13 protein-coding genes are annotated in these 13,578 nt (G+C 72.2%); 8 read left to right on the top strand and 5 right to left on the bottom strand.

Annotated elements, in window-relative coordinates; all coding sequences use genetic code 11:
* The first annotated feature begins 244 nt into the window (after window positions 1-244).
* The gene (locus LUU90_RS09515; RefSeq protein WP_275003137.1) at window positions 245-973 is read left to right on the top strand and encodes a phosphotransferase; all 729 of its coding nucleotides are present in this window, start codon (window positions 245-247) and stop codon (window positions 971-973) included.
* Here the strand turns inward: LUU90_RS09515 and LUU90_RS09520 are convergent.
* On the bottom strand, window positions 928-2,217 hold the full coding sequence (locus tag LUU90_RS09520) for a DUF418 domain-containing protein (RefSeq protein ID WP_275003138.1): 1,290 nt from the start codon (window positions 2,215-2,217) through the stop codon (window positions 928-930). The genes LUU90_RS09515 and LUU90_RS09520 overlap by 46 nt on opposite strands.
* Window positions 2,218-2,390: 173 nt before the next feature.
* On the opposite strand from LUU90_RS09520, the gene LUU90_RS09525 reads away from it, so the two are divergent.
* The gene (locus LUU90_RS09525; protein ID WP_275003139.1) at window positions 2,391-3,203 is read left to right on the top strand and encodes an aminoglycoside 3'-phosphotransferase; all 813 of its coding nucleotides are present in this window, start codon (window positions 2,391-2,393) and stop codon (window positions 3,201-3,203) included.
* A 65-nt stretch (window positions 3,204-3,268) separates the two neighbouring features.
* Here the strand turns inward: LUU90_RS09525 and LUU90_RS09530 are convergent, their stop codons facing one another.
* Window positions 3,269-3,814, bottom strand: coding sequence for a CGNR zinc finger domain-containing protein (locus tag LUU90_RS09530; RefSeq protein ID WP_275003140.1), 546 nt, complete (start codon window positions 3,812-3,814; stop codon window positions 3,269-3,271).
* Between the two features lie 38 nt (window positions 3,815-3,852).
* Between LUU90_RS09530 and LUU90_RS09535 the strand changes: the two genes are divergently transcribed.
* The 3 genes from LUU90_RS09535 to LUU90_RS09545 all read left to right on the top strand — a co-directional run bounded on the left by LUU90_RS09535 (window position 3,853) and on the right by LUU90_RS09545 (window position 9,152).
* Window positions 3,853-4,863 (top strand): EamA family transporter, encoded by a 1,011-nt coding sequence (locus LUU90_RS09535; RefSeq protein ID WP_275003141.1) that lies wholly within the window; start codon window positions 3,853-3,855, stop codon window positions 4,861-4,863.
* Between the two features lie 35 nt (window positions 4,864-4,898).
* Complete coding sequence (locus LUU90_RS09540) at window positions 4,899-7,679, top strand: DEAD/DEAH box helicase (protein ID WP_275003142.1); 2,781 nt, start codon at window positions 4,899-4,901, stop codon at window positions 7,677-7,679.
* Between the two features lie 183 nt (window positions 7,680-7,862).
* Complete coding sequence (locus LUU90_RS09545) at window positions 7,863-9,152, top strand: hypothetical protein (protein ID WP_275003143.1); 1,290 nt, start codon at window positions 7,863-7,865, stop codon at window positions 9,150-9,152.
* 20 nt (window positions 9,153-9,172) lie between these two features.
* Here the strand turns inward: LUU90_RS09545 and LUU90_RS09550 are convergent, their stop codons facing one another.
* Window positions 9,173-9,922 (bottom strand): sulfite exporter TauE/SafE family protein, encoded by a 750-nt coding sequence (locus LUU90_RS09550; RefSeq protein WP_275003145.1) that lies wholly within the window; start codon window positions 9,920-9,922, stop codon window positions 9,173-9,175.
* A gap of 70 nt (window positions 9,923-9,992) precedes the next feature.
* Here LUU90_RS09550 and ybaK point away from each other — a divergent pair, with 70 nt between their 5' ends.
* Window positions 9,993-10,493 carry a Cys-tRNA(Pro) deacylase gene (gene ybaK / locus LUU90_RS09555; RefSeq protein WP_275003146.1) on the top strand — a complete coding sequence of 167 codons (501 nt, stop codon included), beginning with the start codon at window positions 9,993-9,995 and terminating at the stop codon, window positions 10,491-10,493.
* Window positions 10,494-10,542: 49 nt separating this feature from the next.
* On the opposite strand, the gene LUU90_RS09560 is transcribed toward ybaK, so the two are convergent.
* Window positions 10,543-10,953, bottom strand: a complete 411-nt coding sequence (locus LUU90_RS09560) for a YccF domain-containing protein (RefSeq protein ID WP_274992733.1) — start codon at window positions 10,951-10,953, stop codon at window positions 10,543-10,545.
* 117 nt (window positions 10,954-11,070) lie between these two features.
* Here LUU90_RS09560 and LUU90_RS09565 point away from each other — a divergent pair, with 117 nt between their 5' ends.
* Both LUU90_RS09565 and LUU90_RS09570 read left to right on the top strand, forming a co-directional pair.
* Complete coding sequence (locus tag LUU90_RS09565; protein WP_275003147.1) at window positions 11,071-11,877, top strand: YggS family pyridoxal phosphate-dependent enzyme; 807 nt, start codon at window positions 11,071-11,073, stop codon at window positions 11,875-11,877.
* Between the two features lie 77 nt (window positions 11,878-11,954).
* Window positions 11,955-12,509: a GNAT family N-acetyltransferase gene (locus LUU90_RS09570; RefSeq protein WP_275003148.1), complete on the top strand. Its 555-nt coding sequence runs from the start codon at window positions 11,955-11,957 to the stop codon at window positions 12,507-12,509.
* Window positions 12,510-12,532: 23 nt separating this feature from the next.
* Here LUU90_RS09570 and murQ read toward each other — a convergent pair whose 3' ends face one another.
* Window positions 12,533-13,492, bottom strand: a complete 960-nt coding sequence (gene murQ, locus LUU90_RS09575; protein ID WP_275003149.1) for an N-acetylmuramic acid 6-phosphate etherase — start codon at window positions 13,490-13,492, stop codon at window positions 12,533-12,535.
* Window positions 13,493-13,578 lie beyond the last annotated feature (86 nt).

Genomic DNA, 13,578 nt, shown 5'->3' on the forward strand with positions numbered 1-13,578 from the left:
CGCCGCCGACGACGCCGCCTCCGCGAGCGCCGTCCGACCACCCTCCCGCCGCCGAGCCGGCCGGCGTTGCGATGTTGTCCAGTACCCCGCGGTACGACGAATCAGGAGCACTTTTTCACCCGCTCTATGGGACGATGGAGTGGTGTCGAACGCGCTCGTCGGCATCAGACCGACGCCCGTCGAAGTGCCGTCCGTCGTACACGCCTTGGCCAACAGGCTGCGGTCCCGGGCGACGGTCGTACCGGTGTGGCGCAACGAGTACGGCGGCCTCACCGTCCGGCTCGAGGAGACGTGCGCGAGCCGGAGCTCGTACCTCAAGTGGGTGCCCGACGGCGCCCCGTGTCCCGACCCGCTCGCCGAGGCCGACCGCCTGCTCTGGGCCGCCTCGTTCACCCCGGTCCCCCGCGTCCTGGACGCCGGCCGCGACGTCCGGGGCTCGTGGCTGCTCACGGCGGCGGTCGAGATCGGCGGCACGGTGGCGACGTCGGCCATCGAGCCCCGCTGGCGCCGCCTGGCCGAGCGTGCGGCCGTGGCGATCGGCATCGGCCTGCGCCGCTTCCACGAGACGCTGCCCACCGACACCTGCCCGTTCGTCCGCACCGCCGAGACCCGCGTGGCGGCCCTGACGGCGGCGCCGACCGCTCCGCTCGGCACCGCGGAGCGCGCGACGACCCCGCTCCCCCTCGAGTCCCCGCCACCGGTCGACCGGGCGGTCGTCTGCCACGGTGACGCCACGGTGCCGAACACCCTCCTCGACCACGTGGGCCGGTTCGTGGCGCATGTCGACGTCGGAGACATGGGGGTCGCGGACCGCTGGTCCGACATCGCGGTGACCACGCGGAGCGTCACGCGCCGCTACGGCCCCGGGCTGGAACCGCTGGTGCTCGCCGCCTACGGTGTTGCGCCGGACCACGAACGCACCACGTACTACCGCGCGCTGTGGGACGCCGAGGAGGCGCGCCGCCCGTCGTAGACGCGGTGCATCAGCAGCTCGATGGGCCCGCGTGGCCACCGCCGCAGCCAGAGCGGCGCCAGGATCATCAGCGCGAGCGAGATGCCCGCCCAGATGGCCACCGCCTGCCAGGGTCCGCCACCGGCGAGCCCCAGACCCCAGTCGTAGCAGAGCGCCGAGGCCAGCACGTTCTGCAGCACGTAGCACGACAGCGCCGTCCGCCCGACGCCCTCGACACCGCGGCGGAGCAGGGCCCCCGGTCCACGGCCCGCGGCCTGCGCCGCCCCTTGCGGGCGCGCCTCGGTCCGCGTCTGGGCCCTGCTGACGAGCGTGGTGCCCAGCGCCAGGATGCCGAGGGCCACCAGCGGCGGGACCAGGTACCGGTCCACGAGGAACCAGTCCGGCCCGGCCCACGCGGTCAGCGCGTTGAGCGGCACGCCCACACCCAGGCCCACCCACGCGAGCCGACGGCGCAGGCGCGATCCGCCCTCGGTCGTCGTGAACAGGCCCGCGCGCACCAGCCGTGAACCCACCAGGAAGAGGACGGTCGCCGACGGCACGATCAGGATCAGCTCGATCCGGAACACCTCCATGTGCGCGAGCCGCAGCAGCACCTGATCGAACCAGCTGGTCGTCGACAGGGTCGCGGTGTCGGCCTGGGCACCGGCCGCCTCGGCCCCGCCGGTCCCGTCCGACCCGCCGGTCCCGTCCGACCCGCCGGTGGCGACGAGCAGCGCCGTGACACCGACGATCCCGGCCACGAACACCCCCGCCAGCGCCCCGCCCCAGGCGCGCACCACCCGGTCGCTCCGCCCGATCAGGTAGGCGGCCAGCACGGACGCGATCGCGTAGCCCATCAGGACGTCGAACTCGAAGACGAGCACGTAGTGCAGCAGGCCCTCGACGAACAGGATCCCGGCGCGCAGCACGTACCGGCCCGGCCACGGCATGCCACGACGGACCATCGACCGGTACTGGAGCTCGAGGCCGACCCCGAACAGCAGGGTGAGCAGCCCGAGGAACTTCCCGTTGGCCAGCGCCTGCAGCACCCGCTGCACCGGGTCCGCGGTGGCGAAGCCGTCGGAGATCCACTCCGCGGGGCCGCCGGGCGTGGTGAAGATCCAGATGTTGCTGGCGAGCGTGCCGATGATCGCCACCCCGCGCAGCACGTCGAGCGCGGCGATCCGGCCTCCGGTGCTCGTGGGCGTGGCCGCCGGCTCCGACGTCGGCGCGGGTGACGTGCTCGGTGGTGTGTTGGCAGGCATGGCCTGACCCTCGCGCGGCCGGGTCGCCGCGTCGTCGGCCGGACGGGCGATCTCGCACTGGGGGGTGTACATCGTTCGGAGGACGCGGGCGCACCCCACCCTGTGCGCCCGCTCCGGTTCCGCCCCCGGAAAACGCGTCGTGGCCCCGGCACCGGGTCTGGCACGCTGGCGCCATGACGATCCCCACCGACGCGATCCCCGTCCCCGACGTCGTGCGGGAGCTCGCCGGCGAAGGCGTCGTCACGCCGGTCTGGAGCAACGAGCTGGGTGGCCTCACGTTCCGTGTCGACCCCCGTGTCGACCCCCGTGTCGACCCCCGAGCGACGCACAGGAACGCCTACTTCGTGAAGTGGGCGCCGCGCACCGAACGGGCCACCATCGAAGGTGTCGACCTCGCCGACGAGGCGGCACGGATGCGGTGGGCAGCGCCCTACACGCCGGTTCCGCACGTGCTCGAGGTCGGCGCCGACGAGCAGGCGGAGTGGCTGGCGACGGAAGCGATCGAGGCGCGCTCCGCCGTCGACCCCCGCTGGCTGGGCGAGCCCGAGACCGCCGCCCGCGCGATCGGGGCCGGGATGCGCGCGCTCCACGACGCGCTCCCCATCGACGAGTGCCCCTGGTCCTGGAGCATCGGCGACCGGATCGCCGTCGCCGAGGCCCGGGCCGCGGGCGGCCACCCGTCCGACGGCTGGTCGGCCGAGGCACGTGCCCGCCTCGACGACGCCCCGGACCACGACCGGCTCGTCGTCTGCCACGGCGACGCCTGCGCACCCAACACCCTGCTGTCCGACGACGGCAGCTGGGCGGGTCACGTCGACCTGGGCGCGCTCGGTGTCGCCGACCGCTGGGCCGACCTGTCGATCGCGACCTACAGCCTGGGCTGGAACTACGGCCCCGGCTACGACCACCTCGTCTACGAGGCGTACGGGATCGACGAGGACCGGGACCGGGTCGCCTACTACCGGCTCCTGTGGGACCTGGGCTGAGTGCGGTGCCCGGCTGAGCGTGGGACCTGCGCCGACTGCTGGACCGGGCCGAGCGTGCGGACCCGCTACGCCTTCGAGTCGTGCGCCCGGCGTGCCCGGTGGGCGGCCTGGGCGTTGCGGTTGCTGCACGTGCTCGAGCAGTAGCGGCGTGAGCGGTTGCGGGACAGGTCCAGGACCAGCCCCTCGCAGTCGCTGTCGGCGCACACCGCGAGGCGGGACAGCTCGTCATCCCTGATCACGTCGATCATCGCCATGGCGGTCTCCACCAGGATGCGGGTGGCGAACGGAGCGTCGTCGGGCACGGCGTGGATGTGCCAGTCGACGGGCGGGTGCCGCACGAGCTGGGGCACCGCCCCGGCCGCGGACAGCATCTCGTTCACCAGGCGCGCGGCCGGGTCGCGGTCGGCGGTCAGCAGCTCGCGCAGGCGGGGCCGGAGCGCCAGCACCTCGCTGAGCTCGGCCTGCGTGCCGTCCCGCCGTCCCGTGTAGACGTGCTTGACGAAGAACGCCTCGAGATCCGCGACCGTCGCGATCGTGACCGGTGGCTCGCCGCTGTTCACCAGCTCGACGGCCGACTGGAGGGCACCCTCGGTGTCATGAGTGAAAACCACGTTGACACATTACCCCCACCCCCATACTGTCAGGACCTATGAGCGCTGTGACACCTGACGCCGGAGCGAGCACCGGTGCGCCCCTCCCGGCCACCGGCAGATCCGCCGCCGTCCGGACGCCGCCCACCCGCCGCCTGACCACCGGGCTCGTGCTCGCCGGTGTCTCCGCCGCGGCGTTCAGCCTGTCCGGGGTGTTCGCCAGCGGCCTGCTCGACACCGGCTGGAGCCCCGGCGCCATGGTGCTGGTCCGCGTCGCGCTGGCGGCGGTCGTGGTGCTCCCGCTCGGGATCATGTCGCTGCGCGGGGACTGGAGCCCCGTGCGGCGCAACCTCGGGCTCATCGGCATCTACGGCGCGGTCTCGGTGGCGGGCTGCCAGTTCGCCTACTTCTCCGCCGTGCAGTACATGCCCGTCGGCCCGGCCCTGCTCATCGAGTACACGGCACCGGCGGCCGTGGTGCTCTGGTTCTGGCTGCGGCACGGCCAGCGCCCGACGCGCGCCACCATCGCCGGCACACTCCTCGCCGCCGTCGGCCTCGTCCTCGTGCTGGACCTGGTGTCCGGCACGCAGGGCGCCGTCGATCCTCTCGGTATCGCCTGGGCGCTGGTCGCGATGCTGGCGGTCTCCACCTACTTCGTCATCAACGCCAACGCCGACACGGGCCTCCCGCCGCTCGCGCTGGCAGCGGGCGGCCTGACCACGGCCTCCCTGGCGCTGGGACTGCTCGGCGCGACGGGGATCATGCCGCTGACCTACAGCACCGACTCGCCGGTCTACGCCGGCACGGAGGTGGCGTGGTGGCTGCCCCTGGTCGGCCTCGGCGTCGTGACAGCGGCGCTGGCCTACGTGGCCGGGATCGCCGCCGGGCGCCGGCTCGGCCCGCGGCTGTCCTCGTTCGTCGGGCTGTTCGAGGTCGTCGCGGCCATCGGGTTCGCCTGGCTGCTGCTCGGTGAGCTGCCGCGGCCGGTCCAGCTCGTGGGCGGCGTCCTGATCCTCGCCGGGGTCATCGCCGTCCAGGCCGGCGAGAAGCGGTCGGCCGCCCCGTCCTGACCGCGCTTCACCCGCCTGCAAGAATGGGCAGCACCATGACGGCGCCCTCCTCGACAACCTCGACCTCCGCGACAGCCTTCTCCGCCACCAGCGAGCCCAGACCGGCGTCGGCCATCCCGAAGCCCGCCGGGACACTGATCCCGTACCTGCCCGCACCCACGGGCAAGGACCCTGATCCGGACGTCCTGTTCGAGAGCTTCAGCGAGTGGGCCTCAGCGGGCGGGCGCGCGCTCTACCCGCACCAGGAGGAAGCCCTCCTGGAGGTCATGACGGGCTCCCACGTCGTCCTCGCGACGCCGACCGGCTCCGGCAAGTCGATGGTCGCGATGGGCGCGCAGTTCGCCGCCCTGGCGGCCCACCGCTCCGGACGGGGCGGGCGCACCTACTACACGGCCCCGCTGAAGGCGCTGGTCAGCGAGAAGTTCTTCGACCTGGTGGCGGCGTTCGGCTCGAAGAACGTCGGCATGATGACCGGCGACTCCGCGGTGAACCCGGACGCCCCGATCATCTGCTGCACCGCCGAGATCCTCGCGAACGTCGCGCTCCGCCGCGGTGACAGCAGCAGCGGCAGCGGCGTGGACGCCGATGACGACGCCATCTCGCAGGTCGTCATGGACGAGTTCCACTACTACGGCGACCCCCAGCGCGGCTGGGCCTGGCAGGTCCCGCTGCTGGAGCTCACGGACACCCAGTTCATCCTCATGAGCGCCACCCTCGGCGACACGTCCCGCCTCCGTGAGGACATCGAGGAGCGCACGGGCCGTCCCGTCGCCGAGGTCGCGGGCGCCGAGCGCCCGGTGCCGCTCACGTTCTCCTACGTGGTCGAGCCGCTCACCGACGTCATCCAGGAGCTCGTCACGACCCACCGCGCCCCGGTGTACGTGGTCCACTTCACGCAGAAGGACGCCGTCGACCGGGCGCAGTCCATGCTGTCGATGAATGTCTCCTCGAAGGCGGAGAAGGAGGCGATCATCGCGGAGATGGGCGCCTTCCGGTTCGGCACGGGGTTCGGCAAGACGCTCAGCAAGTTCCTGCGGCACGGCGTCGGCGTGCACCACGCCGGCATGCTGCCGAAGTACCGCCGGCTCGTGGAGCGCCTCACCCAGAAGGGCCTGCTCAAGGTCGTGTGCGGCACGGACACCCTGGGCGTCGGCATCAACGTGCCGATCCGCACGGTGCTCCTGACCAGCCTCGTGAAGTTCGACGGCGAGCGCATGCGCCACCTGAGCGCGCGCGAGTTCCACCAGATCGCGGGCCGCGCGGGCCGCGCCGGGTACGACACCGTGGGCGAGGTGCTCGTCATGGCGCCCGAGCACGTCATCGAGAACCGGAAGATCCTGGCGAAGGCGGGCGACGACCCGAAGAAGCTCAAGAAGATCGTCCGCAAGAAGGCGCCGTCGGGCTCCGTGAACTGGACGGACGCGACCTTCGAGCGCCTGCGCGACGCCGACCCCGAACCACTCGTGTCCCAGTTCCGCGTGAACCACGCGATGGTGCTGAACGTCCTGGCCCGCGCCTCGGTCCGCTCCGCCGGTCACGGCCCGTCGGGCTCGGCCACGGGTATCGACCCGGTGGACGCGATGCGCCACCTCCTGACGGCCAACCACGACACGGAGACGCAGCAGGCCGAGCACGTGCGCCAGGCGTTCCGGATCTACCGTTCCCTGCGGATCGCGGGCGTGGTGGAGAAGGTCCGGGTGCCCGACGCCGACGGCCGGCTCCGGCCGTCGGCCCGTCTCATGGTGGACCTCCCCCGCGACTTCGCCCTGAACCAGCCGCTCTCGCCGTTCGCCCTGGCGGCCATGGACCTGCTCGACGTCGAGAGCGCGACGCACGCGCTCGACGTCGTCTCCGTCATCGAGGCCACGCTCGACGACCCCCGCCAGGTGCTCATGGGCCAGCAGAACCGCGCGCGCGGCGAGGCGGTCGCCGCGATGAAGGCCGAGGGCCTCGAGTACGAGGAGCGTATGGAGCTGCTCGAGGAGGTCACGTGGCCCAAGCCGCTGGCCGATCTCCTGGAGCCCGCGTTCCAGACCTACCGACGCACCAACCCCTGGGTGGCGGACGCCGAGCTCTCCCCCAAGTCGGTGGTACGCGACATGGTCGAGAAGGCCATGACGTTCGCCGAGATCGTGAGCGTGTACGGGCTGGAGCGCACCGAGGGCGTGGTGCTGCGCTACCTCGCCGACGCCTACCGGGCCGTGCGCCAGGTGGTCCCCGACGAGCACCGCACCGAAGAGGTGCAGGAGATCATCGAGTGGCTCGGCGAGCTCGTACGCGGCGTCGACTCGTCGTTGCTCGACGAGTGGGAGCGCTTGGCCAACCCCGTGGACGACGATGCCGACCTCGTGACGAACGGCGAGCTGGCCGACGCCGGAGCCGAGGCCCCCGCCCGCCCCGTCACCGGCAACCCGCGGGCGTTCCGCCGGCTGATCCGTAACGCGATGTTCCGCCGCGTCGAGCTGATCGCGCGCGAGTCCTACGGCGCGCTGGCCGCGTTGGGCGGCGGCTGGGACGCGGACGCCTGGGCCGACGCCCTGGACCCGCTGTTCGAGGAGCAGGGTGACGACGCCGTCGGCATCGGCCCCGAGGCGCGGTCGGCCGCCCTGCTGACGATCCTCGAGCCGGGCGCCGAGCTGCCGGGCAGCGCCGGCGGGGACGCCGCACGCGTCGAGCCCGGAACCTGGTGGGTGCGGCAGGTGCTCGACGACGCCGACAGCAACCGCGACTGGGCCTTCACCGCACAGATCGACCTGGCGGCGAGCGACGAGGCGGGCGAGGTCGTGCTCACGGTGCTCGGCGTCGGTCAGATCTAGGACCCACCCCACCGCCCTCACACCACGGACGCCCGGTCATCCCGAGGACCGGGGCGTCCGGCCGCTCCCCGCGCGCGAATTAGATTTGCCACTCGTTTACCTTTTTACTCCATTGGCGTAAACTTCCTTTATTAGAGTTCCGGTCAGCAGCGCCACCAGCGCTGCCTGGACACAGGAGTGCCAATGACGACGCACCTGCGCAACCGAAACCCCGACCGCCGCCTCCGCCACCTCACCCCGCTCGTGGCCGCCTGCCTCAGCGTGTTCGGCCTGCTCGCCGGCCTCGTGCTCACGACGACCCCCGCGTCCGCCGCACCACTCGCGGCCGACGGTCCCGGCGTCGGGACACCGTGGGTCGTCACACTCGGTGACTCCTACATCTCCGGGGAGGCCGGCCGCTGGGCCGGCAGCTCCAACGCCGACCACCGGCGCGCCGACGCTCTCGGCTCGCACGCCTACCACGACGACCCCAGCGGCACGCGCGAGGTCATCGCCCGCTGCCACCGCGCGTCCTCCGCCGAGGCCCACATCGGCGGCGGCGTGAACGGCCTGAACCTCGCCTGCAGCGGGGCGACGACCGCCACCTCGACCGGCACGTACTTCAAGCCCGGCATCGACTTCTACGACGGCTCGGCGGGCAAGGGCCAGGCCCTCCTGCTGCAGGAGGCCGCCGCCACCCGGAACGTCCGGATGGTCGTGGTCTCGATCGGCGGGAACGACTTCGAGTTCGCGAGCGTCGTCCAGTCCTGCGTCGTCAACTTCCTCACCTCGCCGTCCTGGTGGAAGAACTACTGCCACGACGACAGCTCCGTCGCGAGGAACTTCAGCGCCGCGAACGTCGCCGCCGTCCGGACCCGCGTGGCGGAGTCGCTCGGGAACGTCGCGACCGCCATGAGCAACGCCGGGTACCGCACCGACCAGTGGACGCTCGTGGTCCAGACCTACCCGTCACCCGTGCCGAACGGCTCGGGCTTCCGGTACTCCGAGTCCGGTTACACGCGCCAGTCCGTCGGCGGGTGCGGCATCTGGAACCGGGACGCCGACTGGGCCAACGCCACGGCGCTGCCCACGATCAACGGTGCGCTGCTCGGCGCCGCGGCCGACGTCGGGCTGCCCAACGTCCGCACCCTCGACATGACGCACGCGTTCGACGGCAAGCGGCTGTGCGAGAACGGCGTCGGGCTGTACGAGGAGGTGGGCCTGCCCAGCTGGCAGTCACCCGGCGCTGTCGACCGGACCGAGTGGGTCAACCAGATCCGCACCGTCTCCACGATCGGCGGCTCGCCGTACTCCGTCCAGGAGTCCCTGCACCCGAGCTACTGGGGGCAGCTCGCGATGCGCAACTGCCTGCGCCAGGTCTGGAACGCCGGCGACCCGCGCAGCGGGAGCTGCACCGTCGGGAACCTCGGGGCGGCCAGGCTCACGCCGTCGGGCGAGCCGTCCATGGTCCTGGGCCCGCTCGACCAGGGCTGACCGACACCTGGTTGTGAGCGTCAGAGGGCGAGGAGGCCGCGCGTCAGCGTCGCGAACCCGCCGACGTAGGCGAGCGTCACGAGCACCTTGCGCGTGGCGCTCGCCGAGATCCGTCCCACGAGCAGCTCGCCCAGCCCGACCGACGCCACGAGGGCGACCAGCACCACCGCCCACTCCCAGACGGCCAGGTCCGGGAACGTGGCGTCTGCGACCAGGAGCTTCGCCGTCATCGCCGCCAACGCGTTGGTCAGGAAGATCGGCTGGACCGTTGCCGCGAACACGCGCGGGTCCCAGCGGTCGAGCACGGAGTAGACCGCGATGGGCGGGCCACTGATCCCTGCCGCGACGCTGCCGAACCCGGCCGCCGCACCCGTGATCAGCAGCGGCAGGCGAGCCTCCGGCGCGAACGCGCGCTCCGCGCCGCGCAGGCGCGAGGTGATCTGAGCGAGCAACATCGCGACCACCACGATGCTACCCATGCTGATCTCCAGCACGGACGTGCTCGCGTCCCGGATGAGAAGAGCGGCCGGCACGGTGACGACGATCGACGCTGCCACCAGCCAGCGATACCGGCGCCAGTCGACACTGCGGATCGTCCGCCCGAGCACCAGCAACGCCATCACCGCGCCGGCGAGGTTGACGAAGAGCACTCCCTCGACAGGGCCGATGAGCAGCACGATGAACGGGCCGGCGACGAGCCCGAAGCCCATCCCCGCGACGCGTTGCAGTGAGCCCCCGACAAGGATGGCGAGGACCAGGAGGGCGAGCACGCCGCCCACGCTAGCTGATTGCCCCGGAAAACATTGCGCCGCCCCGGGCGCCGACGGGCACAATCGCAGGGTGGTCAAGAAGACAGCACGCGCCAGCCACGGGACCCCCGCGATCGTGGCGCTCGAGAAAGCCGGTGTGCCGCACACGCTGCACCCCTACGAGCACGACCCGTCGAGCGACCTGAGCTTCGGCATGGAGGCCGCGGAGGTGATAGGTGTCGACGCCCCACAGGTGTTCAAGACACTGCTGGCCGACGTCGACGGGAAGCTCGTCGTCGGCATCGTCCCCGTGGACCGCAAGCTCGACCTCAAGGCCCTGGCCCGGGCGGCGGGCGGCAAGAAGGCCGCCATGGCCGAGCCCGCGGCGGCCGAGCGCGCCACCGGGTACGTGGTCGGCGGCATCTCGCCGCTGGGGCAGAAGGCGCGGCACGTCACCGTGCTGGACGAGTCCGCGGAGGCGTACGACATCGTCTACGTCTCCGGCGGCCGGCGCGGGCTCGACGTCGGTCTCGCGCCGGCCGACCTGCTGACACTGACAGGCGGTACGACGGCGCCGATCGCCCGCGACTGAGCCGGGCCCGACCGGGTCGGCTCCCGACCCGGTCAGGTCCCGACCCGGATCAGGCCTCGACGGCCTTGCGGTAGGTCGGCAGCAGGGCGTCGCTGGACACGATCTGCTTGCCGAGCGGCATGAGCGAGACCGGGATGAGCTTGAGGTTCGCCCAGGCCATCGGGATGCCGATGATCGAGATCACGAGCGGGATGGCCGTGACGATGTGCCCGAGGGCGAGCCACCAGCCGGCGACGATCACCCAGATCACGTTCCCGACCAGGGCAAACGCTCCCGAGCGCGGGCTCTCGACGACCTCACGGCCGAAGGGCCACAGGGCGTACCCCGCGATGCGGAAGGACGCGATGCCGAACGGGATGGTGACGATGAGCAGGCAGCAGATGATCCCCGCGAGCATGTACCCGAGCCACAGCCCGAATCCCGCGAAGATGACCCAGATGATGTTCAGCAGCGTCTTCATAGGTCCCATCCTTCCGTAGGGAGCAGGTCCTCGGAACCGGGAGACCCCCTGATCCCACCCTGAGCCGCCCCCGGGCCGACGTGCAACCGCACGGCCCCGCCGAAATAGACTCGCTGCGTGTCCGACCAGCCCCAGTCCCCCGCGCCAGAACTCTCCACCGTCGGTTCGGTCGCCGCCCGGCTGGCCGTCGTCCGCGACCGGATCGCGACGGCCGCCGTCGCCGCCGGCCGCGACCCGCACGAGGTGCGCCTGCTCGTCGCGACCAAGACGCAGACGCCGGAGGCCGTGCTCGAGGCGCTGACGGCCGGTGTCGACCTGATCGGCGAGAACCGGGTGCAGGAGCTCGTCGCGAAGGCGCCCGCCGTCGCCGACCGGGTGGCGGAGGGGACGCTGCAGGTCCACATGATCGGCCACCTGCAGCGCAACAAGATCAACCAGGTGCTGGCCACGGCCACGGGCCTGGAGACGCTCGACTCGCTCGACCTCGCCCGGGCCATCTCCGACCGCTGCGTGCGCGACGGCCGCACCGGGGACCGCGCCCTGGAGGTGATGGTCCAGGTCAACGTCACCGGTGAGGAGAGCAAGTCCGGCGCCGCGCCCGACGACGCCGGCGAGTTCGCCGCCGCGGTCGCCGCTCTGCCGGGCCTCAGGCTCACCGGATTCATGACCATCGGCGCACGCCTGGACGGCTCCGCCGGAGACAGCGCCGAGGGTTCGCCCGAGGACACGGTCCGCGCCGGGTTCGCCCGGCTGCGCGCGATCCGTGACGAGGTGCTGGCGTCCGGGGCACCGGGGACAAGCACGGCGACCGAGCTCTCGATGGGCATGACCGGCGATCTGGAGCTGGCGATCGCCGAGGGCGCGACCATCGTGCGGGTGGGCACCGCGGTGTTCGGTCCGCGAGTGACCGCCACCACTGTTTGACGCAGGTCACAGACCTGCGGGGGCGAAACGGCTAAAGTCGCTGGTTCCCCCACCAACTCCCTTGGAGTGATCGCGCCATGCCCACGGCCACCCTGCTGCGCCCCGCCACTGACGCCGACGTCTCTCGCCTGGTCACACTCAACAACGCCTCGATCCCCGCCGTCCCCGACACCCCGGCCGACGACATGGTCGAGCTGCTCGACGCCTCGTCGCTGGCCCTGGTCGCTGTCGACCCGGAGACCCCGGAGGACCCCCTCGGCTTCGTCGTCGCGCTCGACGGCGGCGAGGACTGGTCCGGCGAGAACTACGCCTGGTTCGAGGAGCGTGGCCTGGACCACCTGTACGTGGACCGCATCGTGGTGGGCGAGCAGGCACGGGGCCGCGGCATCGGCCGCCTCTTCTACGACGCGGTGTTCGACGCCGCCCGCACCGCCGGGCACGACGTCGTCACCTGCGAGGTCAACCTGAACCCACCGAACCCCGGTTCGCTGCGCTTCCACGGCCGCCTCGGGTTCGAGGAGCGCGGGCAACAGCTCACCAAGGGCGGCGACATCCTGGTCGCGAAGCTGGCCGCCGAGGTCAGCAACGCCCACGCCCCGACCGGTCCCGCCCTCCTGACGGTCCCTGCCTGACCCACCGCGGGCCGGCGCCCCCGCTACGCCGGCTCGATACCCAGCGTCGCCAGCGCCTCGCGTACGGACGGCCCGCCGATCCGCCCGGGCTCGACGGCCAGGGCACGCGTGGCCGCGGCCCGGTCCACACCCGCCACGAGCATGACGAGGGCGGCCCGAAGGTCGCCGTCGGTGGCCGCAAGGGCGTTCTCGCACACGTCCGGCTCCAGGTCCGTGGCCTGCGTCAGCAGGCGGACCAGCCGGCGGCGCAGCTTGGCGTTGGTCGCGAGCACCTCGACCATGAGGTTCGAGTAGGTCTTCCCGAGCCGCACCATGACCGCCGTCGAGAAGGTGTTGAGCACCATCTTCTGGGCGGTGCCCGCCTTCATGCGGGTCGACCCCGTGATGGCCTCGGGCCCGGTGTTCACCAGGATCGGGACGTCCGCCTTCGGGGCCAGCGCGGCGAAGGGGTTCGAGGCGAGCAGCACGGTCCGCGCCCCGCGGGCACGGCCCCTGTCGAGCGCTCCCCCGACGTACGGGGTGCCACCGCTGGCGGCGATCCCGAACACGATGTCGGCCGGCCCGACGTCGGCGACGAGAGCCCCGCCCGCCTCGATGTCGTCCTCCGCGCCCTCCGCTGCCTTCTTGAACGCGTTCAGCCCGCCCGCGAGGTGCGGCACGAACATCTCCTCGCCCACGCCGTAGGTGGGCAGCAGCTCCGCGGCGTCGAGCAGGCCCATGCGGCCCGAGGTGCCCGAGCCCACGTAGTGCACCCGCCCCCCGGCGCGGATCCCGTCCACCGCGAGGTCGATCGCCTCGACGATGCGCGGGTGCGCCGCGCGTACCGCGGCGATGACGGCGGCGTCCTCGTCGGTGATCATGCGCACCATCTCGGCCGTGGAGACCACGTCGATGTCACGTGTGCGCGGGTTGCGCTCCTCGGTGGGTGAGACCGGGCGCGGCGCCGACTGTGCGTGCCGTTCGAATCCCGCCTCCGCGATCATCGGCGAGCCCCCTTCCCGTTGCCTGCTCTGTGCTGTCGGTCTGTGTGCTGCTGTCGGTCCCTGTCCTGCTGTCGGTCTCGGTCCCT

The organism is Promicromonospora iranensis, assembly GCF_028994775.1.
In the GTDB taxonomy this organism is placed as follows: Bacteria; Actinomycetota; Actinomycetes; order Actinomycetales; family Cellulomonadaceae; genus Promicromonospora; species Promicromonospora iranensis_A.